General features: G+C 68.2%; 29 protein-coding genes. 28 read left to right on the top strand and 1 reads right to left on the bottom strand.

The features are described from left to right. The first annotated feature begins 133 nt into the window (after positions 1-133). From IEY61_RS04860 to IEY61_RS04985, 26 genes are all read left to right on the top strand, one after another. Positions 134-391: a hypothetical protein gene (locus IEY61_RS04860; protein ID WP_189041017.1), complete on the top strand. Its 258-nt coding sequence runs from the start codon at positions 134-136 to the stop codon at positions 389-391. Then, a complete protein-coding gene (locus IEY61_RS04865) occupies positions 388-603 on the top strand; it encodes a hypothetical protein (protein ID WP_189041018.1) in 216 nt (71 codons plus the stop codon). Before IEY61_RS04860 ends, IEY61_RS04865 begins: the two co-directional genes overlap by 4 nt. Further along, complete coding sequence (locus IEY61_RS04870; RefSeq protein ID WP_189041019.1) at positions 600-1,052, top strand: DUF6221 family protein; 453 nt, start codon at positions 600-602, stop codon at positions 1,050-1,052. The genes IEY61_RS04865 and IEY61_RS04870 overlap by 4 nt, the downstream gene beginning before the upstream one ends. After that, the gene (locus tag IEY61_RS04875) at positions 1,049-1,369 is read left to right on the top strand and encodes a DUF6221 family protein (protein ID WP_189041020.1); all 321 of its coding nucleotides are present in this window, start codon (positions 1,049-1,051) and stop codon (positions 1,367-1,369) included. The genes IEY61_RS04870 and IEY61_RS04875 overlap by 4 nt, the downstream gene beginning before the upstream one ends. A 295-nt stretch (positions 1,370-1,664) precedes the next feature. Beyond that, on the top strand, positions 1,665-2,501 hold the full coding sequence (locus IEY61_RS04880; protein ID WP_189041021.1) for a hypothetical protein: 837 nt from the start codon (positions 1,665-1,667) through the stop codon (positions 2,499-2,501). Positions 2,502-2,610: 109 nt separating this feature from the next. Further along, complete coding sequence (locus IEY61_RS04885) at positions 2,611-3,441, top strand: hypothetical protein (RefSeq protein ID WP_189041022.1); 831 nt, start codon at positions 2,611-2,613, stop codon at positions 3,439-3,441. A 129-nt stretch (positions 3,442-3,570) separates the two neighbouring features. Beyond that, positions 3,571-3,825 (top strand): hypothetical protein, encoded by a 255-nt coding sequence (locus IEY61_RS04890; RefSeq protein ID WP_189041023.1) that lies wholly within the window; start codon positions 3,571-3,573, stop codon positions 3,823-3,825. A 22-nt stretch (positions 3,826-3,847) separates the two neighbouring features. Continuing rightward, positions 3,848-4,483, top strand: coding sequence for a hypothetical protein (locus IEY61_RS04895; protein WP_189041024.1), 636 nt, complete (start codon positions 3,848-3,850; stop codon positions 4,481-4,483). A 168-nt stretch (positions 4,484-4,651) separates the two neighbouring features. Then, positions 4,652-7,231 carry a hypothetical protein gene (locus tag IEY61_RS04900; protein ID WP_189041025.1) on the top strand — a complete coding sequence of 860 codons (2,580 nt, stop codon included), beginning with the start codon at positions 4,652-4,654 and terminating at the stop codon, positions 7,229-7,231. 59 nt (positions 7,232-7,290) lie between these two features. Beyond that, positions 7,291-8,967: a hypothetical protein gene (locus tag IEY61_RS04905; protein ID WP_189041026.1), complete on the top strand. Its 1,677-nt coding sequence runs from the start codon at positions 7,291-7,293 to the stop codon at positions 8,965-8,967. Between the two features lie 67 nt (positions 8,968-9,034). Further along, the gene (locus IEY61_RS04910; RefSeq protein WP_189041027.1) at positions 9,035-9,358 is read left to right on the top strand and encodes a hypothetical protein; all 324 of its coding nucleotides are present in this window, start codon (positions 9,035-9,037) and stop codon (positions 9,356-9,358) included. Positions 9,359-9,429: 71 nt separating this feature from the next. Continuing rightward, positions 9,430-10,515: a putative phage head morphogenesis protein gene (locus IEY61_RS04915; protein WP_189041028.1), complete on the top strand. Its 1,086-nt coding sequence runs from the start codon at positions 9,430-9,432 to the stop codon at positions 10,513-10,515. Positions 10,516-10,531: 16 nt separating this feature from the next. Continuing rightward, the gene (locus IEY61_RS04920) at positions 10,532-12,484 is read left to right on the top strand and encodes a RodZ family helix-turn-helix domain-containing protein (RefSeq protein WP_229705687.1); all 1,953 of its coding nucleotides are present in this window, start codon (positions 10,532-10,534) and stop codon (positions 12,482-12,484) included. A gap of 2 nt (positions 12,485-12,486) precedes the next feature. Next, positions 12,487-12,843 carry a DUF2190 family protein gene (locus IEY61_RS04925; RefSeq protein WP_189041030.1) on the top strand — a complete coding sequence of 119 codons (357 nt, stop codon included), beginning with the start codon at positions 12,487-12,489 and terminating at the stop codon, positions 12,841-12,843. A gap of 15 nt (positions 12,844-12,858) precedes the next feature. After that, positions 12,859-14,097 carry a phage major capsid protein gene (locus tag IEY61_RS04930; protein ID WP_189041031.1) on the top strand — a complete coding sequence of 413 codons (1,239 nt, stop codon included), beginning with the start codon at positions 12,859-12,861 and terminating at the stop codon, positions 14,095-14,097. 23 nt (positions 14,098-14,120) lie between these two features. Then, on the top strand, positions 14,121-14,543 hold the full coding sequence (locus tag IEY61_RS04935; protein WP_189041032.1) for a hypothetical protein: 423 nt from the start codon (positions 14,121-14,123) through the stop codon (positions 14,541-14,543). A gap of 6 nt (positions 14,544-14,549) precedes the next feature. Further along, a complete protein-coding gene (locus IEY61_RS04940; RefSeq protein WP_229705688.1) occupies positions 14,550-14,933 on the top strand; it encodes a phage tail fiber protein in 384 nt (127 codons plus the stop codon). Between the two features lie 2 nt (positions 14,934-14,935). Then, on the top strand, positions 14,936-15,775 hold the full coding sequence (locus IEY61_RS04945; RefSeq protein ID WP_189041034.1) for a DUF4082 domain-containing protein: 840 nt from the start codon (positions 14,936-14,938) through the stop codon (positions 15,773-15,775). 95 nt (positions 15,776-15,870) lie between these two features. Beyond that, a complete protein-coding gene (locus tag IEY61_RS04950; protein WP_189041035.1) occupies positions 15,871-16,419 on the top strand; it encodes a hypothetical protein in 549 nt (182 codons plus the stop codon). A 3-nt stretch (positions 16,420-16,422) separates the two neighbouring features. After that, on the top strand, positions 16,423-16,860 hold the full coding sequence (locus IEY61_RS04955; RefSeq protein WP_189041036.1) for a DUF6093 family protein: 438 nt from the start codon (positions 16,423-16,425) through the stop codon (positions 16,858-16,860). A 2-nt stretch (positions 16,861-16,862) separates the two neighbouring features. Then, on the top strand, positions 16,863-17,237 hold the full coding sequence (locus IEY61_RS04960; RefSeq protein WP_189041037.1) for an HK97-gp10 family putative phage morphogenesis protein: 375 nt from the start codon (positions 16,863-16,865) through the stop codon (positions 17,235-17,237). Between the two features lie 24 nt (positions 17,238-17,261). Then, positions 17,262-17,720 (top strand): hypothetical protein, encoded by a 459-nt coding sequence (locus IEY61_RS04965; RefSeq protein ID WP_189041038.1) that lies wholly within the window; start codon positions 17,262-17,264, stop codon positions 17,718-17,720. A 14-nt stretch (positions 17,721-17,734) separates the two neighbouring features. Further along, positions 17,735-18,067 (top strand): hypothetical protein, encoded by a 333-nt coding sequence (locus tag IEY61_RS04970; RefSeq protein ID WP_189041039.1) that lies wholly within the window; start codon positions 17,735-17,737, stop codon positions 18,065-18,067. Beyond that, positions 18,064-18,576: a phage tail tube protein gene (locus IEY61_RS04975; RefSeq protein WP_189041040.1), complete on the top strand. Its 513-nt coding sequence runs from the start codon at positions 18,064-18,066 to the stop codon at positions 18,574-18,576. Before IEY61_RS04970 ends, IEY61_RS04975 begins: the two co-directional genes overlap by 4 nt. 105 nt (positions 18,577-18,681) lie before the next feature. Beyond that, entirely contained in the window at positions 18,682-19,245 is a 564-nt protein-coding gene (locus tag IEY61_RS04980) for a hypothetical protein (RefSeq protein WP_189041041.1), read from the top strand. A 32-nt stretch (positions 19,246-19,277) separates the two neighbouring features. Continuing rightward, positions 19,278-19,676 (top strand): hypothetical protein, encoded by a 399-nt coding sequence (locus IEY61_RS04985; protein ID WP_189041042.1) that lies wholly within the window; start codon positions 19,278-19,280, stop codon positions 19,674-19,676. A 53-nt stretch (positions 19,677-19,729) separates the two neighbouring features. Here IEY61_RS04985 and IEY61_RS04990 read toward each other — a convergent pair whose 3' ends face one another. After that, positions 19,730-20,413 carry a hypothetical protein gene (locus tag IEY61_RS04990; protein ID WP_189041043.1) on the bottom strand — a complete coding sequence of 228 codons (684 nt, stop codon included), beginning with the start codon at positions 20,411-20,413 and terminating at the stop codon, positions 19,730-19,732. A gap of 1 nt (position 20,414) precedes the next feature. On the opposite strand from IEY61_RS04990, the gene IEY61_RS04995 reads away from it, so the two are divergent. After that, positions 20,415-23,579: a hypothetical protein gene (locus tag IEY61_RS04995; RefSeq protein ID WP_229705689.1), complete on the top strand. Its 3,165-nt coding sequence runs from the start codon at positions 20,415-20,417 to the stop codon at positions 23,577-23,579. A gap of 32 nt (positions 23,580-23,611) precedes the next feature. Beyond that, the gene (locus tag IEY61_RS05000) at positions 23,612-24,484 is read left to right on the top strand and encodes a phage distal tail protein (protein ID WP_189041045.1); all 873 of its coding nucleotides are present in this window, start codon (positions 23,612-23,614) and stop codon (positions 24,482-24,484) included.

Here is a 24,484-nt window from a genome sequence, read left to right on the forward strand (position 1 = left end):
CGCAGGAAGGGCCGACGCTGCTCGACTGGCAGACGGAATGTCCGAACGGAAACGACATAGAGACAGCGGGTGGCAATGGTCAACAATGAGCCGGCCCGCACTATATGCCACACGACTCACGTATGATCAAAGGGTGCCTGCCAGCGAAAACGCCACCATCGCCGCGCTACGGCGGGTCGCCGATCCGGTAGAGCGGGCAGCCGCCTGCCAAGCGTTCATCACCAACGGGCGGGAGACTTTGCGGCTGGTCATGTTGGAGCGTGACAACGCCATCCGGGTCGCACGGGCGGCAGCACATCCGGAGGCGCGCACCATCGACGGGCTCGCCGCCCGTGTCCGGGCCAAGAGGAACGTGATCGTGGACGCACTCCGAAAGCGGGGAAGCAAGTGACCGAGCCCGAAGCGGTAGTCGAGCGGCTTGGTCGATGGTGGTATCTGGTGTACGTCCGGCACGGCGCCAGCCGGTGGGCGCCGAACGGAAACGGCTGGTATGTGTTCGGAGCCGAACGTGCAGACCGGAAGGCGCGCAAGGTGCTCGCAGCCTACGTGCGCAAGTTGGAGAAGCGGGTGATTCGCACCGAGCAGAAAGGGCTAACCTCATGACCGACGAACGGCTGGCTTGGCTTCACGCCCAGATAGACGACGACGAACAGGCAGCGAACGCCGACCACGTCTTGTGGACTGTTGTGTATGGAAACTATGAGCCAGCGGAGGTGGACAGCCATCACTGGACACGTCCTGACGCCGAGCTGCGCGCCGAAGCGTTGAACACTGAAGGCGATGACGATCGGTGGAATACGGCTGCCTGGCGGCTTCCGCCGAACGCGGCGCAGCGTAGCCGGGATGTCGCCGAGGCGGGGGCCAAGCGGCGTGTTCTCGGCCGCCACACCCCGCACGCCATGGGTGACTGCCGGGTGCGCACCGCACCACATTGGGATGTTCTGGTCTGCAACCACTGCCACGGCCAGTCGTGGCCTTGCCCGGACGTACAGGATCTCATCACGCTGTACGCCGACCGCCCCGGCTATCAGGAGATGTGGGGGCAGCAGTGACCCACGAACTGGTGACCTGGCTTGTCGGGGTACTCGACCGCATCGAACAGCAGGCACCCGAGGTGCACGCCGCGAGCTGCCCCGCCGTGGACTCGTCAGGCATGTTGTACGCGGTCAGCCTCGACGCATGCTCATGCGGGTGGCCGCAACGCATACGTACGGACATCGCCGCCAAGCGGAACATCCTCGGGCTAGTCGTCGACAGCGGGCCGGGGTGGCACGACGGTTACACCGAGGCGTATCGGGACGTTGTTCGCCTGCTCGCCGCGCCGTTCGCCGCCGAGCCCGGTTACCGCGCCGAATGGGGGCCGCAGTGACCTGGCCGGCGCTACCCAGCCCGACGGCCTTTTGGCACCGGCTCACCCACCGGCACAGCGAACAACGTAAGCCCAACGCCGGCACCATCACGCTCTGCGGACAGCGGCTCACCGGCCGCATCTGCTGCGCCGTGGTTGACGTAGACGGCAAACCTCGCTGGCGCGTACGCCAACCGAGAGCCGAACAGGTTGCCCGCCTAGCCGCCGCAGCCACCGCAGCCGAGCTACGCCGGGTCGCGTGGGCCGTCTCCCTGGATATCCCGAAACCGCCTGACGGACAGATATGGAGCCGCCGGTGAGCTACATCGCCTTCCACACGGTCGAGCAGACCGGCTATATCTCCGGCGCCGAACGCGCCCACGTCGACATCCTCGTACGCGACACCGCCGCCCAACACCGGCGCAACCTGTTCGGGCATGACAGCCCCGAACGGCCGTCGCTGCTGCGCAAAGCCGTCAATTGGCGCACTGACATCCTCGACGGCGACGACTTCGACCAGTGGTCCGACACCGCCATCGCCGTAGACGACGGCCAGCTTCACGCCATCCTGCCCGGCGGCCCAACAGCCGAACGCACACTCAGCATCGACCTCAACACGGTCATCACCCACGGAACGCCCGCCGTCCAATTGGCGGCCCACATCTCCGCGCACTGCGAAGTCCACGCGTTCATCGAGGGCGAAGACCGAGCCTGGTTCGCCGACCAGATCGACGCCGCCGTACAGGCTGGCGTCCTTCGGCAGGGCATGTCCTGCTACCGGCAGCGCGCCGGCCACCCCAACGGCTGGGCTGAGGTTGCAGAGTTGGCCCGCTCGACGGACAGCGGCCCCATCGTCATGTCCTACTCGGTGTGCGACTGGTTCCCCAACAAAGACATCGCCGCATGGCCCGACAGCCTGCCCGACCAGGACGAAGACCCTGACGGCTTCGACGCCGCCGAGCAGTCGTGGATTGCCCTCACCCCGGCCGAGCGGTGGGAGCAGGCCGTGGCCGGGCTACGCCGCAAAGCTGAGACGGCGTGGCTGTTGCGCATCAGCCCCGACAACCTCGCAGCGGCGGCGTTCGGCACGGAAACCCCGCTCACCTGGCACGACATCGCGGCGGCGTGGCGAGGCCAAACCGTGTCTGCATAGACGGTGGCGGCCCGATTCCCTCCCCAGGTCCGGACCGCCACCCACCAGCATCCCACGCAGCCGCCGCGTGGTCACCCCGCCAGACTAACGCCACCGGGGGGACCACATCATGCACGACACCACCGACAACGAATGCACGTTGTGCCCGACGTTTCGCTCCAACCTTGACCCGCGCACACCCGACCGCTGGCCTGTCTGCGAAGGCTGCCGGCTGCGGCTCAGCCGGTTGATCGGCGAACTCCACGACCTGCACGAACGGCTCGCCAACCCCGAACCCGCCGAAGCAGGCCGGCGCCGCTACCAACGCCTCGACACCCAAGGCCGGGCAGAAACCGTGTGGGCCGACCCGCTCGCCACGATCGGCGGCTCCGGCCCCATCCCCTCCAAACCCGACCAGCCCCACGTGTCCGGCACCCCCTCCAAGTCCACGCCCGCCAACCTGGACCACATCGACCTCACCAACGAGGCCCGCATCCCCAACCCCACCCCCCAAGCCCGCAAGCACCCCTGGGACCAGATCGGGAACCTGTCCGTCGCCACCCGCCTAGACGAAGTGGTACGCGACTGGCGCGACACCCTGTGGCCCGGCCACCACCTACCGCCGCCGACCGTCCCCGAACTCGTCATGTGGCTGCGCGCAGGCCACACCCCCGAATACGCCGGCAACCGCGTGGATGAGGCATGCACCGGCCACCCGGGCATCGCCGACACCGCCGCCGAACTCCACCAACTACGCGGCACCCTCCGCGCAGCGTTGGGCGAAACCGACCCCCGACCCCGCCACTGGCTCGGCGTCGACTGCCCCCACTGCCACGAAATCTCCACCATCCAGCAGGCGCCCGGCGACGACTACGCCGAATGCGGCAACTGCGGGCGCATGTACACGGGTGATCAGATGGCCGAGATCGTGCACGAACAAGCCGCCGCAGCCCGCACATAACCCCACCACTTGCCAAAGATCGAACTCCTGTGGGAGCATGCGCGCGAGGACAGCAGTGTCCCCAAAACCCGACGAAGCCCCCGAGCCCCAGCGGCCGGGGGCTTCGCCCACTCCCCAAGGGGTGCTGCCGTGAACCGCGACGCCTACGTGCCCCGACGGGTAGCCGCAGCCGCAGTTGGTGTCACCACCACCACCTTCAACCACTGGCAAGAACGCGGCTGGGTCACCCCCGACGGACAACGCCGAACGTTGACCACCCGGCCCAACAAGCGGCGACGCGGCCATCTCGAATACCTGCTCGGTGACGTGCTCGACGCCGCCAGAGACACGAAGCTGAACCCGCGTAACCCTGGCCGGCAAACCCGCATCCTCATCACCGTGTAACTGGGAAGGCGGGTGATTGGTCATGGCAACAGCAGACCAGCCCGCCGAACGTGGCAAACCCAAATGCGGCGGCAAGCGGCGCGGCGAGGGCGCTGGCAAGTTGTGCACCCGCCCCGCAGGCTGGGGCACCGATCACCCCGGTACAGGCCGGTGCAAGATGCACGGCGGATCCACCAAGTCCCACAAGGTGGCTGGACAGAAAGCGCTTGCCGAACAAGCGGTGAAGACGTTCGGCCTGCCGCGTGAGATCGACCCCCGCGACGCCCTGCTCGAAGAGGTGCACCGCACCGCCGGGGCTGTCGCATGGCTTCACGAGCAGGTGCAGGCGCTCACCCCCGATCAGGTGGTGTGGGGCAAGACCGAAGAAGTCGACAAGCAGGCCGGCGAGTTCCCCGGCGTCGACACGAAGCATGCGGCTGAGGTCAACGTCTGGGTTCAACTGTGGAGGGCCGAGAGAGCCCACCTCGTGAAGGTGTGCGAGAAGGCCATCGGGGCCGGGCTGGAAGAACGGCGTGTGCGGCTGGCCGAGCAGCAGGGGGCGATGCTCGCCGGAGTCATCAAAGCCATCCTCGGGGACCTGGACCTGTCGCCCGAGCAGCAGACGAAGGCCGCAACGGTGGTGCCATTCAGACTTCGAGCAGTAGCCACCGCAGGGTAAGATCGAGGTACAACGAAATAGGACCCCGGCGGGTGCGGGAACACCCCCGGGGCATGGCCGACTGGTAGGAGTCGACATGGCCAATGTTATGCCCGCGACCACAGGTCGGGCTGCACCGCCCCGCCCCTGCGCGAGAGGCGCCGTCGCGCGCAACCGCAGGAGGTGCGCGTGACCAGCCTCTACAGCACCAGCCTTTCTCCCTGGGAAGCCGCAGCCCGACTGTTCGAGCCGACGCCCGTCTCCCCCTACCTCCACGACCCTGTCGGCTGGTGCCAAAACCGGCTCGGCGAGTTCTTGTGGAGCAAGCAACGGGAGATCGCCGAATCTGTCAGGGATAACCGGCGTACGGCTGTCAAGAGTTGCCACAATGCCGGGAAAGGGCTGCCACTCGATACGCCCCTTCCCACCCCAACCGGCTGGACGACGATGGGCGAGGTTCAGCCCGGCGACGAACTGCTGGACGAGAATGGGCAGCCCTGCAAGGTTGAGGCGGTCACGCCCGTCTGGAACGAACCCTGCTACCGGGTTCGGTTTTCCAACGGCGAGGAGATCGTCACCGACGCCGGGCACCTGTGGTCCACGATCCGCCTAGACGAGCGCCACGCGCTGAGGGAACGGCGGCGGCAACGCGGCCTGGCAGCCCCGTCCGACTGGCGCGAGCACTGGACTCTCGCCAAGACCATGTCAACCCCGGAGATCGCGGCGACACTCCGAACCGGCATCGGCCAACTTCGCCACGCTATACCGGTCTGCCGGCCACTCGATCTCCCCGAGGTTAATCTTCCAGTCCACCCGTATGTCCTCGGCGCCTGGCTTGGCGACGGCACATCGATCCAACCAGAGATCGCGTGCGACGAACCTGACCGGGAGATCGTTGACCGGATCGCCGCGCTCGGCGAAAACGTGCGCAAGACCGCGAGCCGGATCAACTGGTCGATGGCTGGTGAGGTTCCCGATCGGCCGCTGCTTCGGCATCGGCTCCGCGACTTGGGTGTGCTCGGGAACAAGCACATCCCGATGGTCTACCTTCGGGCATCGCTTGAACAGCGGATCGAACTGCTACGCGGGATCATGGACACCGACGGCTTCAACAGCCGCAACAGCGTCGGTGCGGACTTTTGCTCGGAGCGTCTTGCTAACGACCTTGCCGAGTTGGTGCGGTCGCTCGGGTGCATCGTGCATGTCAACCCGGGCAGGGCCACGTGCAACGGCGCGGACGCCGGCACCCGGTATCGGCTGATGTGGCGGTCACCGTTCAACCCGTTCCACCTCGCGCGCAAGCGTGCGGCGTGGGTAGCGGACAACGTCAGCCGCCGGACGATCCGAACCATTGCCAGCGTTGAGCCGGTTGACTCGGTGCCGACGAAGTGCATCCAGGTGTCGTCGCCGAGCGCGCTGTACCTCGCAACAGAACACTTCATTCCGACGCACAACAGCTGGATTGCCTCCCGGATAGCCGCGTGGTGGCTCGACACCCACCCGCCCGGTGAGGCATTCGTTGTCTCCACGGCGCCCACCTACAAGCAGGTGCACGCGATCCTGTGGGAAGAGATCCGCGCCGCCGCGAAGAAGGCCGCGAGCCGTGGCGAGCCGCTACCGGGCCGGGTGTTGCAGTCGGATGAGTGGAAGCTTGACGACGGAACCCTGATCGGCTTCGGACGCAAGCCGGCCGACACGGACGAGCACGGGTTTCAGGGCATTCACCGCCGCTACGTGCTGGTCATCTTGGATGAGGCGTGCGGCATCCCTGCCCAGTTGTGGACCGCCGTGGAGGCGATCACCACCAACGCGGACTGCCGCATCCTCGCCGTCGGCAACCCCGACGATCCGGCCACCGAGTTCCATCAGGTGTGCAAGCCCGGATCCGGGTGGAACGTCATCCGCATCTCCGGCCTCGAAACGCCGAACATGACGGCCGAGCGGATCGCCGCAGAACCCGGCCTAGCGGAACTGTTCGACAAGTTGGACCTCGGTCCGTCGACCGAGTTTGTGCCCGACGGTCTGCGTCCGCTGATGCTTGACGCCGGCTGGGTGGCGGACAAGATTCGCCGGTGGGGTGTCGAGTCACCCAGGTTCACTTCCAAGGTGCTCGGCGAGTTCCCCGACATCGGCGAGGACGTGCTGATCCCGCCGTCGTGGATCCGCGCCGCGCAGGAACGCGCGTGTGAGCCTGGCCCCCGGTCGATTCTCGGCGTGGACGTGGCCCGGTTCGGATCCGACCGCACCATCTTGTGTTTGCGGCGCGGTCCGGTCGCGCGGATCATCGGGGACTACTCGAAGCAGTCCACCACCGAGACAACCGGTTGCGCCGTCCGCGCCATCGCCGAGCATGGCGTGAACGAGACGCGGGTAGACGGTGTCGGTGTCGGCGGCGGCGTTGTCGACCAGCTTGTGGAAGCCGGCCACGACGTAATCGACATGCAGGCTGGTGCCGCCGCGAATGACCGGGATGCGTTCGCTAACGCGCGAGCCGAGTGGTCGTGGGCAATCCGCCAGTTGTTCGAGGACGGGGATATCGACCTCGATCCGGACGATGACGAGCTTGCCGCACAGTTGGGGGCGATCAAGTACCGGTACACAGCGCGCGGGCAGGTGCAGATCGAGTCGAAGGACGAGATGCGTAAGCGCGGCCTGCCGTCGCCGGACCGGGCGGATGCGCTGATCCTGACGGGGGCGCCCTCGCCGCCGTTGACGGAAGACGTGTACGAGGACGCCGACGACGCCGATTTCAGCATCTCGCTGGTGTGACCGATCGGGGGTGGCCGGTGTCTGATGCTGCTGTCGCCGAGGTTGCCCCGTCCCGCGAGGTGGACCTGCATGCCGAGGTGGAGAAGCTGGTCACCCGGTTGGAGCAGGAAGCCAACCAGAACGAACTCTTGCAGGAAACCGTCGCCGACCTGCAACGGGCACTGTACGAGCCGGGTTGGATTCGCCTGACCGCCTCCGGTGAGCACGAGTTTTCGCCTGAGGCGATGGTGCAGATGCGGGCGATCTGCCGCCTGTACGCCATCAAGTCTCCCCTGTTCCGCTCCGCGTTGAACCTGCGCAGCTCGTATGTGTGGGGTCAGGGTGTGGAGATCACCGCCCGCGCGAATGGCCGGCAGGACGGTCAGCAGGATGTGCAGGCTGTCATTCGAGCGTTCCTGGATGATCCGAGCAATCAGCGGACGTTGACGGGTGCCGGGGCGCGGGACCAGTTGGAGCGGTACGGGCTCGGCTGCGACGGCGAGGTGTTCTTCGCACTGTTCACGCGGCCGGCGACCGGGCGGGTGCAGACGCGGATTCTTCCGGCCGACGAAATCGCCGAGATCATCTGCGATCCGGAGGACGCCGACACCCCGTGGTACTACCGGCGGCGGTGGACGCATGTCGGCCGGGATGCCCGAGGCAACGCGGTGCGGGAGACGCGCGAGCAGTTGTATCCGGCCATCGACTACCGGCCCACCTCGAAGCCCGCCACCTATGCGGGCAGGCGGGTGGATTGGGCGGCGCCGGTGCTGCACATGCCCGTCAACCAGCCGTTGGGCTGGCAGCGTGGCATCCCCGACACGTATCCGGCGGTGGACTGGGCGAAGGCGTACAAAGAGTTCTTGGAAGACTGGGCGCGTTTGATGCGCAGCCTGTCCCGGTACGCGTGGAAGGCCAGTGCGCCCGGCGGCCGGAACGCCGCAGTTCGTACCCGGCTCGCGTCGCCGCCGTCACGGGATCCAGCATCAGGTGAGGTCAACCACGCCGGTGCGACGGCTGTGTTGCCGCCCGACGTGCAGTTGGAAGCCGTGTCGAAGTCGGGCGCGACGCTCGACTCCGACTCCGGCCGCCCCCTCGCCGCGATGGTGGCTGCGGCGCTCGGCATCCCGGTGACGATGCTGCTCGGCGATCCCGGCATCACCGGTGCACGTGCGACCGCCGAAACGTTGGATGATCCGACTGAGCGGGCCATGACGCAGCGGCGTGATCTGTGGGCTGCCGTGCTGCACCGGGTGCTCCGCTATGTGATCGCCGCGTCGGTGCTGGCGCCGAAGGGCCGCCTGTCGGGCAGTGTGACGGTGGACGACTGGGGTCAGCAGGTTGTCGCCCTGGACGGGGACACGGATCCGACGATTGACATCACGTGGCCGCGTCTGGACGACGTGGACATGGCGAAGCTTGTGACGGCGGTCGTGGAAGCCAGCTCGACGCAGACGCTTCCGCCCGAGGTGGTGGCGCGTCAGCTGCTCACCGCGTTGGGTGTGCGGAACGTCGACAAGCTGATCGAGCAGATGGTCGACGCGGACGGCAACTTCATCTGGCCGAACACGCCGCCGCTCGGCTCGCCTGCCGCCGCGCAACGCCGTGGCGGTGATCCGGCTGCTACCGGGCCGGGGCCGATGGTGCCCGACGAGCCGGACGAGCCGAACACTGACGATGACGAGCCGGTGGTCGAGCAGCTTGCGTTGAATCTGCCCGACCTGCCGAGGAATAGCCGGCGACGCAGGCGGGCATAACCTCCGCTGCTGGGGAGCGCCACCCGCGCAGCGCCATGTGCGCGGACCAACCCCAAAGGAAGTGGTCATGGGCAAGCTGAGTGACGAACTGGACGACCTGAACCGCCGCTACACGGGTGTCCGTGACGCCATCGACGGCTCGCACACCTCCACCATTCAGGCCGTCGACCTGGCCGACAGCGAGGTGCAGGCGCTGCGGGACGGTGACCTGTCGGACGAGCAGCGCAGGCACGTGGACCGGCTGACGGAGCTGCTGGGCGAGATCCGCACCGCCGCCGACGGCGTGGGTGACGGGTACAAGGCCCCGACGCGGGAGCCGGCCCCGGTGAAGGGCCAGAAGGGCAAGCCGGCGCCGGGTTCGGTGGCGGACCGGGAGCGCGGCGGCATCTGACCGCGAAGTCGTGTTGGGGTGGTCGGGCGGATCGGCCACCCCAACACCATGTCTGGGTTCGGGGGTGACGGGTGGCTGTCACCTCCCGCACCCTCCAACTCCTACGGGCGATGCGAACCGCCGTGGGCGGGTACGCAGACGACGCCGTACGTGACCTCGCCGAGCAGTGGACGCACGCGTGGCGGCGCATCGCACCCACCTGGCGCGAAGCCGTCGATGTGCTGGTGGCGTGGGCAGCACAGCACGGACGCTGGCCGACACCAGTCGAGATCGGCCGCATCGAACAGGTGCCCGCCGCGCTCGACGCCACCACCGCCGAACTGGACGCGCTGACTGCTGCGACCATCGCCACTGTCACCGCTGCTGCCGGGCTGGCGATAGCGGCCACCGCAGACGGCGAGCCGCGCATCATTGCGTCGCAGGTGCCAGCCGCGTACCGCAACGATCTGCAACGCCGGGCAGCGCAGCGGATCCTGCCGTCCGCCCTGGACGTGATCCGCATCCGGGTGGGGCAGGCCATCACCGCCCAGTCCCGGCCGCTCGGCGCCGACGCTGCTGCGGCGATCCGCCGCGAGCTGGTGCGCGGCGTGAAGGTAGGCGCGAACCCGATCGAAACAGCACGGCGGGCAGTCGCGGCGGTGCAAGGCGCGTTCGAGGGTGGCAGCCAGCGGGCCGCCGTGATCGCTCGCACGGAGACCCTGGACGCGTACCGTGTCGCTTCCCGGTACGCGCACGAAGCCAACGCCGACGTGCTCGGCGGCTGGATCTGGCTGGCGACAGTCAACGGCAAAGGCGCCGCCCGCACCTGTAGTAGCTGCTGGGCGCTCCACGGCACGGTGTGGCCACTCGGCTCCGCTGGCCCTCTCGACCACCAACAAGGCAGGTGTGGGAGGGCACCACACGTCCGGCCGTGGCGGGAACTCGGCATCAACATCGACGAGCCCTCCGACGCCATCCCCGACCGGCAAGCCGCGTGGGACGCCCTCACTCCCGCCCAGCAGCGGCAGGTGATGGGAGCCCGCCGCCTCGCGTTGCTTCGCTCGGGCCGCATCGGGTGGGACGACATCCCGCAGCTTCGTACCAACACCGCATGGCGAGATAGCTACACACCCCGCCCGGTGTCTGACCTTGAACGGATCGCCGACCAGAGGCGCTAACGATGGGAGGCGAACCGTGACCGCAGTTCGTGTGCGCGGGTTCTCCGATGAGGCGTTCCGGCGCGCGGTGGCCGAGTCTGCGCCGGCTGCGCTGGACGAGCCAGCAACGGAAGCCGAGGGTGCGGCGGAGTCGACTTCCCCGGTGATGCCGGAGGTCGACGCGCCGCCGGCCGCCGAGCCGGATTCGGTCGGTGACGCGGATGACGATGAGGAACCTGTCACCGAGGCCGACACGATCGCCGCGCGTGGTCTGAGGTACTGGACGACGGGGCAGGGTGGGACCGTCAAGATCCGCTGGAATACACCCGGTGATCATGGCCGGTGCGTAAGGGCGCTAACAGGCAAGGTCCGCGATCCCGCCGCATATTGCGCGAAGCTACACAAAATTGCTACGGGAGTTTGGCCCGGAGACAAGCGCAACGTCGGCGCAGGCGAAACCGACGCCGGACAGCCCGCGCAGACCAGCGTGCAAGAGGCCACCGTCGGCGGCGCCACCGTCACTTCCACCGGCCGTATGCTCGTCCGTCTCATCCGCGCCGGTGTCTCACTCAACGGCAACGCCTACCCCGCCCACGTGCTCCGCGCCGCCGCCGAAAACCGGGCATGGGCGCGAGGCTGCCTCACGTTCGTTGACCACGCCACCGACGAAGAGGACGCCGCCCGCCCCTCCGGGTCGATCAAAAACCTGGCCGGCGCGCTCACCGAAGACGCCCGCTGGGACGAAGAAACCCAGTCGCTGGTGGCTGAGGTTCAACTGTTCCACCCGTGGCGGGAAACGTTGACGAGCATGGCCGAGCACATCGGCATGTCGATCCGCGCGTGGGTGGTCGGAGACCGTGGCGAGTACGAGGGCCGCGAATGCTTCGTCGTGGAACGCATCGAATCGGGAAGGTCAGTCGATTTCGTGACGAAGCCAGCAGCGGGCGGCGGCATCATCTCGGTGCTCGAATCCGTCGGCAACCAGGTGCCGACGGAGGAAGCCGAGAACGTCGGCGCGTGGCTGGAATCGCGGCTACATCTGGCGTTGACCGAACTCGCCGACAACATGTACGGCAACGGCCGGCTCACCCGCGAGGAACGCATCGCCTTGTCGGCTGCCGTCGGTGACGCATTGCAGGCGTGGGTGGCGCGCGTCGAGCAGGACGCGCCGCAACTCTTTCAGCGGACCCGCTGGGATGACCCGCCCGAGCCGTCGACCGCGCAGGCGCAGGAGACGGCCCCCGACACCGGCCCGGCCGATTCCCCGCCCCCATCCACCGCCCCGGAGGCCGAGACGCCGCCGGACGGCAACACCACCACCGATGACGTGTCGGACGGCACCCCGCCGACCGCACCCAACCCACCAGATGAAGGAGGGCCCGACATGTCGGGTACCACGACCGGCAGTGCGCCGGTTGAGGCGGGGACGGCACCGGTCGCCGACACCGCCACCACCCCGCCCGCCCCGGCCGCCGAGTCGGCGCAGCCGCGTGTGGACGTGCAGGCGCTCGTGTCCGCTGCGCTCACCGAGGCCCTGGCCCCGGTCACGCAGCAGCTCGCCACCGTGCAGCAGGCGCTGACCGCCCAGCAGGCGGAGAACGCGGCGCTGCGGAACCGGTCCGCCGCGTCGGAGGCTGTCGCCGCCGCGCTGCGTGCCCCCGAGTACGCCGACGTGGCCGCGCAGATCGGGCCGCGTGTCCAGTCGCGGATCCTCGACAGCATCCCCACCACCGCTGAGGGCGCCGTCGACACGACCGTGCTCGGCGAGCGCATCGGCCAGGTGGCTGCCGACGAGGCCGCCTATGTGCGGCAGGCGCGGGCGGAGGCGCTGGAGGCTGCCGGTGTCGGCCAGCCGTACGGCCTCGGCCAGCGCGCCGACGAAGCCACCCAGCAGGATGAAGGGTTCTCTGCCGAGCTGGACGACTTCTTCACCAACACGCTCGGGCTCACCTCTGAGGCCGCGAAGATCGCCGCGAAGGGACGTGCCTGATCATGGCGAAGAACACCGTGCACATGTGGACCGAGTCCCTGCCGCTCGTCTGCACCTCCCCCGCCACCCCGCAGTCCGGTGACCCGGTGCTGTTCGGGCAGCTTCCCGGCGTCGCCCTCACCACCGAGGACACCAACGGTGTCACCACCTGCGCGCTCAACGGCGTGTTCGACCTGCCGGTCAAGGGCGAAGGGTCCGGCGGCAACGCGGCGATCACCGCCGGAGCGAAGGTGTACTACGAGGCCGGGCAAACCCCGCCGCTGAACGTGGACTCCACCAACGGCGTCTACTTCGGCATTGCCATGGCCGGCGTGTCCTCGGGAGCGACCGCCACCATCCCTGTTCGCGTCGGCTACTGAGGAGACCAGCGCATCATGTCTACCGCTCTGCTCGACGCTGGCACCGCCACGCTGGGCCAGCTCGATACCTACCACGCCGGCACCGAGAACGCCGCCACCTCCGCCATCTTCGGCGGCGACGGCGTCCTCCTGTCCGGCAACCGCCGTCAGCGCCGCCAGGAGTCCCGCGACTATCAGCGGCGGCTGCTCGACCTCACCCGCCGGTACCGGGGCATGATCGAGGGCGACCGGCGGGCCGCCCTCGCCTTCCAGGAGGCCATGTCCCGGGGCGACTTCACGCACCTGTTCGGCGACATCATCGACCGGCAGCTGCTGGCTGCCTACCAGACGCGGCCGGTGCAGTGGCCGTCGTACGCGAAGCGGGGCCGGGTGCGGGACTTCCGCACCGTCAAGCGGTTCACCCTGGACGGCGGCGAGGCCACCCTCAACCAGGTGAAGGAGTTGGCCCCGTACAAGGTCCGGGCCGTCACCGACAGCCACTACGAGTACGCGGTCGCCAAGTACGGCGACCAGATCGCCGTCTCGTGGGAGACCATGGTCAACGACGACCTGGACGCGCTCACCGACCTGCCGACCCGTCTCGGGAACGCGGCCCGGCGGACGGAGGAGAAGTTCGCGGCGCAGATGTTCTCCGACGCGTCCGGCCCCAACAGCACGTTCTTCTCCACCGCGAACCGCAACATCATCAACTCGACGGTGGTCGGGTCGACGGTGACCGCGAACCCGGACCTCACCATCGGTGCGCTTCAGCACGCCATGCAGGTTCTCGGGCAGCAGAAGGACAGCGACGGCGGCCCCATCTACGTCGAAGGCGTCACGCTGGTGGTGCCCCCGGCGCTGGAAGTCGCCGCGAACAACATCATCAACGCCACCGAGATCCTGGCCGCGACCGGCGGCGGCGACGGCACCGCCAACGACCAGCTTCGGGTCACGAACTGGATGCGCAACCGCGTCCAGGTGGTGGTGAACCCGTGGCTGCCGATCGTGAACACGACCAGCGGCAACTCGGCGTGGTACGTGTTCGCGAACCCGAACGTGGGCCGCCCCGCGATGGAACTCGGTTTCCTCATCGGGCACGAGACGCCGGAGCTGTGGGTGAAGTCGCCGAACGCGATGCGGGTCGGCGGCGGGCCGGTGGCGCCGGAGGAGGGTGACTTCGAGCACGACGCGATCCAGTACCGGGTTCGCATGGTGCTGGGCGGCACACTGATGGACCCGAAGTCGGCGGTCGCCAGCACCGGACTCAAGAGCTGACGGTGGGACGGAGCCGCCCAGTTTTGGGCACCCCGTTCGGCACTGACGGGCCGTGGCTGGCGGCGATCCTCGACACGCTCGGCGACATCGCCGACATGCTGGACGCTCGGCTTCCTGCCGCCGCTTCGGCGGACGGTGGGGGGCCGGGCCGCCCGGTGCCGGTGTCCGAGCCCGCCCCAGAGTCTCGCCCGAAGCGGGAAGCGGTTCCGGTGTCGGAGCCTGATCCGGACAAGCCAGACGACGAAGACGACGACGGCGAACCGGTGAAGGTGACCGAACCCGCGCCGTCGCTGCCGCCTTCCCCGCCGCGCTCCGGCAAGGGGTCCGGCCTAGACGCATGGCAGGCGTACGCCAACGTGGCTGGGGTCAGCTACCCAGCCGATGCGTCCCGCGCCGACATCATCGCCGCGTGCGTGGATGCGGGCGTCATCGACAGGGAGGAGTGACCTGCGGTGGCGAGTCTTGCTGTAGCCGAGGCGAACCGGCTGCTCGACGCGTCGCTCGGAACCGCCGGGCATGTGGCGCCGACGCCGCCGATGACGCTGGCCCTGATCACCGCTGCCGGTGATGGGGTGACGCCGGGCACGGAGGTGGTGGGCGGCTCGTACGAGCGGCAGCCGGTCACGTTCGGTGCCGCGTCGGCAGGTGAAGCGTCCAACAGCACACCCGTGGTTTTCGCAGGCATGCCTGCGGTGACGGTCGTTGGTGTGGAAGTGTACGACTCGGCGGATCCGCCGCGCCGCTGCTGGCATGGCCCCCTCACCGCGCAGCGCACCGTCCAGAACGGTGACGCCGTGCAGTTCGCGGTCGGGCAAATCGTCGCGACCATCACCTAGCCGTGGCGTCCATCTTCGCCGGCAGCCCCGGCCCGGCCACCACCTACGACGACGGCACCACCCTTGAACTGGGCATGGTTTGGCGCACCGCCGCCGATGGTGTGTGGACCGGTGTGCGGGTGTGGGGGCCGTCCCCGTCGCCGGGTTCGGTGGTGGTGTCGGGGTGGCGGATGGTGTCGGATGTGACGGGCGCCCTGCTGGCTGAGAGCGGTGCCGCGCCGGTGACGTCTGGTGTGTGGACGGATGTGCCGTTCACCGAGCCGGTGCCGGTGACAGCGGGTGTCTACTACTGCGCCCAGTACCGCACCGGCTCCTCCTACACGGCCACCCCCGGCTTCTTCACCTCAGGCGAGGTGGCGGCCGGCGATCTGACGGCGATCCAGCACAACGTGGAGCCGCCCGGCGACCCGTTCAACAACGGCCGGTTTCTGGCCGGTGCCGGGTTCGCTGCCGGTAACGGCGGCGGCGCCTGGTACGGCATCGACGTGCTGGTGACGGTCGGTGCGCCGCCGGTGGAGGCAGCCGCCGACCTGCCGGCGGTGTCCGCCCTGTCCGCTGCGGCGGGTGTGGGTGTAGCCGGACAGTCGGGCATGTCTGCGGTGTCGGCGTTCGCGGCCACGCCAACGCGGGTGGTGGCGGTGTCGGCCCGCATGACTGCGGTGGGTGTGCTCGACGCCGGGCCGGCGGTCACAGCGGCGGCGACGTCGAGCCTGGACGGGATATCGGGCCTGTCGGCCGATCCGCTGGTGGCGGTGCCGGTGTGGGCTCGCGGCACCCTGCGCCACGGCACCACCAGCACCGTCCGCACACCGGCAGGCAGGTCGGAGGTGAGGCTGCCGTGACAGTGCGGGCTTACTGGATTGGGCAGCAGATCGCCGCCGAATGGACACTGCTCGACCCGTCCGGCCAGCCGGCTGACGGGGCGACCGTGTCAGGTGTGGTCACCACACCGGACGGCACCACCACCCCCATGACCGTCACCTCCGCCGGGCATGTGCACACCGCCACGTACACGCCGGCTGGGGCGGGCGCCTACTCGTACCGGCTCACCGCTATCGGCGCGTTTGTGGATGCGGTGGAGGGCCGGTTTGTGGTGCGCAGCCACGAGCCGTCGGCCGCGCCGATCACGTTGGATCCGGCCACCGATGTGGGCATGGTGCGGCTGCTGATCACGGACGTGGACGAGACAGCACCTTTGTTCACCGACGCCGAGCTACAGGCGTTCCTCGCCGCCGAGCGGGGGGTGAAACGGGCTGCTGCTTTGGCGTTGGAGACGATTGCCCGCTCCGAGGTGCTGATTGCCAAGCACATTTCCACGCAGGACTTGTCGACCAACGGCCCGTCAGTCGGGGCGGAGTTGCGGGCGTCGGCGCGCGCGTTGCGGGAGCAGGCGCAGCAGGATGAGGACGACCTGATCGGCGGCACCGACGCGTGGGGAATCTCTGTCATCGACTTCGATCCGCAGGCCGCATACCGCAGGTGGTGACTGATGCCGTTGCCGAACTCCCGGCTGATCCATCCCCGTTTCGAGGAGCATCACCGGCCGACGGTTGAGGCGTCGATGACGGTGGAGGTGCGGCTGTCGCGTCCCGCTGTGGGTGGCGTCCGCGACAAGACGACCGGTGTGACCTCGTTCGACGGGGAGACGCCGCTGTGGCAGGGCCAGGCCGCGTTGCGCGCCAACGACGGGGGCTCACCGACGGTGCAAGCCGATCGTGTGGTGGCGTTGGGCGGCTATCTGCTGCGGCTGCCCGCCGACGCTCCGGCGCCGCAGGTGCGGGATGTGGTGGATGTGCTCGGCGAGGTATCTGATCCGAGTCTTGTCGGGGCCAGGTTGCGGGTGGTGGACGTGCCCCGCAACGGTTTGTCGTGGCAGCGGACGGTCGGCTGCGACATCGAACAGCCCATCAACCGGCAGGAGGCGTAGTCATGGTGTCGGTGTGGGTTGAGGGCATCGACGAACTCAACACCGTGGAGCTGCGGTTGCGTACCGCGAAGGGCCGCGTCGGGGCCAAGGGTTCCGAGGTGGTCAGGCGGTCCGCGCTCAAGGTTGAGGAGTGGGCGAAGCTTTTCGTGCCCGTGCGCTTCGGTCACTTGAAGGGCAGTATCGGGCCGCCGAGTTTTTCGGGTGACGGCCGGCACGGCGCGATGGAGGCCACTATCTCCGCAACCGCGAATTATGCCCGATTCGTGGAGTGGGGCACGTCCAGGATGGCTCCCCGCGCGTTCATGGGTCCGGCTCTCGACCGCGTGTCACCCGACTTCGCCGCCGCCGTGGCCGCCATGGCCGATCCGCTCGACTAGCTGAACGGTCCGGGGGTGGTCTCCGTGACTACCCCGCTGGTGCCGTCCGTCGAGCCGTCGGTTGACCACGTTGAGGCCATCGCCGACCTGCTGCGCGCCGGCACTGCCTTCGACGTGCACGTCGGCGAGCCTGAGCCGCCCGACGACGAACTCACCTACCCGCACTACGTGGTGTGGGGCGCCCCCGGCAGCCCGGCGTTGCAGCGGCTGTCCGGTGACGGCGGCGAGGTGTGGACCCGCACCCAGATCACGTGTGTCGGGCTGACTGTGCTCGACGTGATCGGTGCCGCCGATCGTGCCCGCCGCGCCCTGCACCGCAAACGCCCCACGATCCCCGGCAGGCGGTGTGGGGACATCGAGCAGGACCCGGAAGCCGCCGTCGCCCCGCCGGTCCCGGACCCGTCCGTGAAGTCCCCACCCGGCCGGCAGGTGTACATCACCGCCCTGTTTTTCCTGCTGCATTCCAGCCCGCTCACCGCATAAGAGAGGACTCTGTCATGCCTGACGACGACCGCATCGGCGGACGGCGGGCACCCCGCACCACCGCCCGCATCCCGTACGTGTGGGTGGAGGACACCACCACCGGCCACCGCTACGACGTGCTCGAAACCGCTCTCCGTGACGGCATGAAGCCGGTGGAGGGCTACGACCTCAACTACACGGGCCGCCCCCGGCGGACGAAGCACCGCACCGACCTGGCCGGCGAGTCGGCCACCGGACAGCGGGCCGCTCACTCTGCCGCGCCGGTCGAGCAGCCGCAGCCCACCGACGGACAGGGCAGTGAGCCCGCCGCCGACAAGACCACGTCTCTGAAGGGTGGCCGTCGATGACTCAGCCCATGCCCATGGCGGTGACCACCAACGGCACCGTCGCCGTTCGGTTCGTGCCCGCGATCGCTGACCCGGCCGCGCCGACCGTCACCGAGGTCAACGCGGTCAGTTCGGTGGACCTGTCGTGCTATCTGACTGGTGACGGCTACAACGCCGAAACGTCGGAGAACACGGTGGAGGACCCGCGTCTCTGCTCGAAGCAGATTTTCGAGGCGCGCGGCGACTACACCGACACGCTGGAACTGACCTACGTGTTCAACCCGGCCAGCCCGGACGACGACGAAGCGCGCACCACCCTGCCGCCCGGCACCGCCGGATTCCTGGTCACCCGGTGGGGTGTCGACTCGGAGGACGCGTTCGCTACCGGCGACATCGTGGATGTGATTCCGTTCGAGTCCGGGGCGCAACGTAAGAACGCTCCGGCGCGGAACTCGGTGCACCGAATCACGCAGAAGCAGTTCATCACCGGCAAAGTTCAGGACAACGTCGCGATCGTGGCCGGCGCCTGACCTTCTTCTTTCTCCCTCGGGGTGGGTTGGCGTGTGCGCCGGGCGTCGCCAGCCAACCCACCCCCTCTTCTTCTTTCTCGCTGATCTTGTTGCTGGGGAGCGACCATGGATTTCGATCTGCTGTTGGATGAGGCGTCGCCGCGCGAAACCGTGGTGCCGCTGTGCCTCAACGGGAAGCTGCGCGCCGAGTACGAGGCGGTGAAGGCGCGTATCGAGGAGCGGGCCGCGCACGCCGACGACGGCGATGACCTGCCAGAGGGCGACGACCGGCTGGCCACCCGCAAGCGGGAACCCGAACCGGACCCGGAACAGTCGCTGCTGGACGACCTCGAAGAGAAGATGCGCGCCCACACCGTGCCGTTCAAGCTGCGGGCGTTGGGCCGGCAGGAGTGGGCGGACCTGTTCTCGCAGCACAAGCCGCGCCGTGAGGGGCAGACCGGCAAGCTGGATCCGCGCGACAGCATGAACGTCAACTCGACCACATTCTTTCCCGCCCTGGTACGCGCCAGCGTGGTGGAGCCGGAGATGTCGCCGGAGCGGTGGGCGAAGCTCGACAAGGTTCTCAGCGACGCCCAGTTCGACAAGCTCGCCACGGCGGCGTGGCTGTTGAACAGGGTGGAGGAGGATGTCCCTTTCTCGCTGAGCGGATCAGCCAGCACCCCGACCTGAGGCGGAAGCTGACCGCAGCCCGCACCCTGGGCGTGAGCCTGCGCCGGTTCGACGGGTGGGAGCCTCGCGAGTACACCGAGGTCACCGCATGGGATGAGCAGGGCCGCCCGCTGCGGTGGATAACCCGCCGCGAACCGGAGTGGGATCCCCGCGAGCGTGGCTGGATGTTGGCCCTGGACTGGCACGAGTCGAGCTTGTGCCGCAAGTGTGGGCAGCCTTTGGCGGAGTGCACCGATCCGGCAAACGATCCGGACAACCCGGCCAGCGAACGCATGTATGTTGCCGAGCCGCCCACCGAGTGTTTCTCGTGCAAGGTGCTGGTCAAGGCGGACGAGAAGTGGCACAAGGACTCCCCCGAAACGTCCGGTTTCGTGATCCACACCGCTGCCCTGGTCGACAGGCCGCAGAGGCGACCCGCACGCAGGGGGTGATCCTCGATGGCTGACCGCACCGTGTCCGTCAAACTCCGGCTGATGGTCCGCGACTACGTGTCGGGGGCCACGGAGGCGGAGCGGGCCACCCGCCGTTTGCGGGACTCGCAGGACGCGCTCGGCAACACGTCCCGCAAGACTGCTGGCGACCTCACCAAGTCGGCGAAGGCGATCGATGACTGGTCGCGTCGGGTCGCTGTCGGCACCGCTGTGGTGGCCGGTGGGGCAGCCGCCGCCGGAGGAAGCCTCAAGCTGCTGCCGCCGCTGCTGGCCGCGACCGCAACCGGGGCGGCTGCGCTGCCGGGCATGCTGACCGGTGCTGCCGCGTCGCTGGGCACGCTCAAAGTGGCGACCATGGGCGTGTCCGACGCGTTGGGCGAAATCTTCGACGTCGATGACCCGTTCGCCCGGTTGTCGCCGTCGGCGAAGGCGCTCGTCAACGAGATGGGCCGCCTCAAGCCGCAACTACTCTCGTTCCAGCAGTCCATCCAGGACGCCGCGTTGGGCTCGGCTGCCGGCAACTTCAACCGGTTGGCCACCACGACTTTGCCGAGGTTGACCAGCGAGGCTGTGATTCTCGGCCGGGCGTGGGACCGCACCTTCACCGCGCTCACCGACGCCGCCACCGACACCACGTTCCTGGACGGCGTGTCCGTGGCGTCCCGCTCGACGGCCCGGTTCATGGACCAGCTCGCGGTCCGCACCGCCGCGTTGGCCCGGTCGTGGGCGATCCTCATGATGTCCGCCGACCCGCTCGTCCGTCTGATCGGTGACCGGCTGGTCGGCTCGATCGACAAGATGAACGCCGCCGCGCAGAAGGCACGGCAGACCGGCTCCCTGGACGAGTTCTTCCGCGCCGGGGTGGAGACCGGCGGCGCGCTGATGTCCATTTTGGGCGACATCATGCGCATCACCGGCCAGGTCGTCGGGGCGGTCAACAGGCAGAACAGCTCCCTGGTGGGGGCCGCGCAGTCGCTGGACGCGTACATCAAGTCGGGCCGGTCCGCCCGCGACGTGGCCGGGATTGTCGACACCCTCACCACGGCGTATGAGGGCATGGCCGATGTCCTCGGCCCGCTCGGCGGCATCGCCCGCGACGCGCTCGCCGACCCGGCGACCCGCGACGCCCTCGCCACCATGTTCGACATCCTGGCTGCCGGGTCGAAGGCGCTACAGGTGGTGTTCGGCCTGTTCCAGGCGCTCCCGGACCCTGTCCAGTCGGTGGTCATCGCCGCCATCACATTGGGTGCGGTCGCCCAAAAGGCCACCACGGCTGTCGGTGCGATGGGGGTTGCCGCCCAGGGTGCGGCGACGAAACTAGCGACGCTCGGCGCTGCCGGGCAGAAAGCGGGACGCGGCCTGACGGGGCTCGCCTCTGCCGCCGGTAAGGCCGTGACCGCTCTGGTCGGGTTGCAGCTGCTGGGGGTGGTGTTCGAGCAGTTCGAGCCGGCTGCCGCGAACGTCGACCGCATGACCGCCGCCGTTAAGAATTTCGCGGAGACTGGGCGGGTCGGCGGCGAGTTGACCCGCATCTTCGGGGACAACCTGGAAGGGCTGAACAAGGCCGCCAGGGGTGCTGGCGATGGAATTCTGGCGAAGACCGGCCGCGCGTTCGAGTCGATGTTTCCGCACGTCAAATCGATCAACGAGATTTTTCAGGGCGGATCGTTCCTCGGCTCGGTGGAGCGATTCCAGGCGCTCGACGCCGCGATGTCGCAGTACGCGCGCACCACCGACGACACGGCCGGCACCACCGCCATGTGGCAGCGGGTGCTCGAAGAGTCGGGTCTGTCGACGGCTGACCTGATCAAGTTGATGCCGTCCGCGTGGTCGGAGTTGGAGCGGCTACAGGCTGCGGCGCACAACGGGGCCGGGTCGGTGGCTGAGCTGGAAGCCCGCACGAAGCTGCTGTCGGGTGGGATGCGGGACGCGGTCCGCAACGGACGGGACCTCATCAGCATTTTCGAAGAGTTGAACGGGGCTGCGATCGACGCCGCCGAAGCGGAGATCAGGGCAGAGGAGTCGATCGACCGGCTGTCGGCGGCGTTGAAGGAAAACGGGCTCGCCATCAACAAGCGGACCGGCGAATTCAACACCAACAACGAAAAAGGCCGCGAAAACCTTCAACTCACCATCGACCTGGCGAAAGCAGCGGCGCAAGCAGCGCAGACGACCTACGCCGAAACGGGGTCGATCGAGCAGGCCAGCGCCGTGTACGACAGCTACATCGGTCGGCTCCGCAAAATGCTGGGCGAGAAGAAGCTGACGGCCGATCAGATTGATGTGCTGATCGGCAAGTTCACGCAGATGCCGGAGCTGAAAGAGGTTCCGGTGACAACGCCGGGCCTGCCTGAGTCGACCGGCAAGGTCGAAAGGTTTGAGGAGGCGTTCAAGCGGATCCCGCCGAGCAAGACGGTCCCGTTTTTCGCCACCACGAGCGAGGCCGAGGCTGCTGTCCGGGTGCTGCAGGGGCGTATCGACGCGCTTAAGTCGAAGCACATCTACGTCACCGGAACGGTCAAGTGGACGTCGACTGGTGATCTGCGGGTGCCCGGCGGCAGGGTCCTCAAAGACAGGTGGGGTGGCGTGCACACACCGGCGGCGATGGCCGCCGGTGGGGTGACGCAGGCCGGTATCTACCCGGCCAGCAACCCGCCTTTGATCATGTTCGCGGAGCCGCAAACGGGAGGCGAGGCGTACATCCCGCGACGGGGTGACCGGCGCCGCAACCTGGAGATCCTGGCTGAGGCCGCCCGCTGGAACAAGGCGGCGATTGTGCCGATGGCGGCTGGTGGGCTGATGCAGGCGACCGCCGCAGCGTCGGGGCTTGTGTCGGTGGCACCCCCACCACCCGCTCCGGCTCCTCGGGAGCGCGGCAGCCGGTTGGACACGATCGACACGTACATCCGTGCCCGCGACGCGGTGATAGAACTGAACAAGTCGTTGAAGGAGAACGGGCGTAGCTTCTCCCTCAGCACGGCGAAGGGCCGGGAGAACCGGTCGGCGTTGTCGTCGGCGATCCGCGCGGCGCAGGCTGCGGCTGAGGCCAAGTACGAGGAAACCGGGTCGGTCAAGGCGGCGAACAAGGCGTACGACAACCACATCGCCAGGTTGAAGGCCAGCCTGAAACAGCAGGGCGTCAACGCGGCGACCATCAAGAAGTTGATGAAGGAGATGTCGTCGCGTCCCGTCTACGACGTGCCGGGCAAGACGCCGAAGGCGCTTCCGTCGAGCGAAAAGAACGTTGCGGCGATGCAGGGTCGGATCGCGGCCGAGGAGTCGCTGGCCCGGCTGGCCGATCACTTCTCGCTGGTGAAACCCACCTTGGACATCAAGGATGAGGTGGGGCGCGAAAACCTGACCGAGATGTTCGCGTTCCTCAAGAACGCCGAAGATGCGGCGCAGGCCGTCCTTGAGCAGACGAAGGACAAGAAGAAGGCCACCGCCGTCTACGACGACTACATCAAACAGCTGCGGCAGGTGCTCGCTCGGTCCGGCATGCCGAAGTCGCAGATCGATTCGCTGCTCAAGACGTACGGGCGGATCGTGCTGCAACCCAACCTGATCGGCGGCGTGTACGGGCCGGGCGGTTCAAGCCTGACCCGACTGTCGCAGGGCGGACTGTACGGCGGCGCTCGAACCTTGTACGGGTTCGCCGAGCCGCAGACCGGCGGGGAGATGTTCTTGCCTCGCCGGGGTGACCGGCGTAGGGGCGAGGATCTGCTGACCGTCGGGGCCGGCTGGTACGGCGGAAGGTTTGTGCCGGCAGCCGGCAAGGGTGACGTGTCAACCACGAACACCAACACCATCAACGTGTACGGCACGCACCGGATGACACTGGCCGACTTCCAGGCGTACCAGCGGCAACTGGACGCGCGAGCCCGGATCCGCCGCCCCCGATAAGCCGCATGCCCGACTCGGAGAGGGGGTGTGTGGTGGCGGAGGTGGATCCGGGCGAGTACGTGCCGACGTGGATCGGCCCGGCGGGCGACGAATGGCCGTTGAACCCGCCGGGCCGCGAACTGTTCACCCTCAACTCGGTGACGGGGTATGGGATCACGCCGGGTGAGGTGGTGACACGGCCCCGCTCGTGGGGTGGTGTCACCGTCACCGGCGTCAAGATCCGGCAACGCACCCTCACCTGGCCGGTACGGCTGCGCGCCCAGACGCACATGGAGTTCCTGACCAAATGGCGGGCGCTCGCCGAATCGTTCGCTGCCACCTGGCACGACGGGCCAGGGCTTTTCCGGCTCACTCGTCCTGATGGCAGTGCCCGTGAGGTGCTGGCCTACTACCAGTCCGGGTGGGATGGTGAGCCCGGCCAGGGCCAGACCGAGGACACGCCCGTGCTCACGCTGTTGTGCCCGGACGGGTTTTGGCGGGACTCCGAACCTGTCACGTGGGAGCGGCGGTACGGCACCAACCTGGACTATCTGAACCCGTTCCCCAGCGTGTCCAGCGGCGATGTGCTCGGGGATACGGAGATGTGGAATCCGGGCAGTGTGCCCGTCTACCCGACGTGGCAGATCACCGGACCACTCACGGCGATCACCGCCACCAACCACACGACCGGCGAAACGTTCACGTTGACCTACGCTCTCGCGCCGGGCGAGTTCATCAACATCACCACCCGACCCGGGCGTGTGACCGGCCCGGCGGGGCAGATGCTCGGCGGCGCGTTGACCAGACCGGGCTCCACGCTGTGGGGGCTGCGGCGGGGCCTCAACCATTTGCAGTTCGAGGCGTCAGGCGGATCGGAGGGCACCTCCGTGACACTCACGTTCCGACCCCAGTACCACACGGCGTAG

This window comes from Micromonospora sonchi (assembly GCF_014646235.1).
Taxonomy (GTDB): domain Bacteria; phylum Actinomycetota; class Actinomycetes; order Mycobacteriales; family Micromonosporaceae; genus Micromonospora; species Micromonospora sonchi.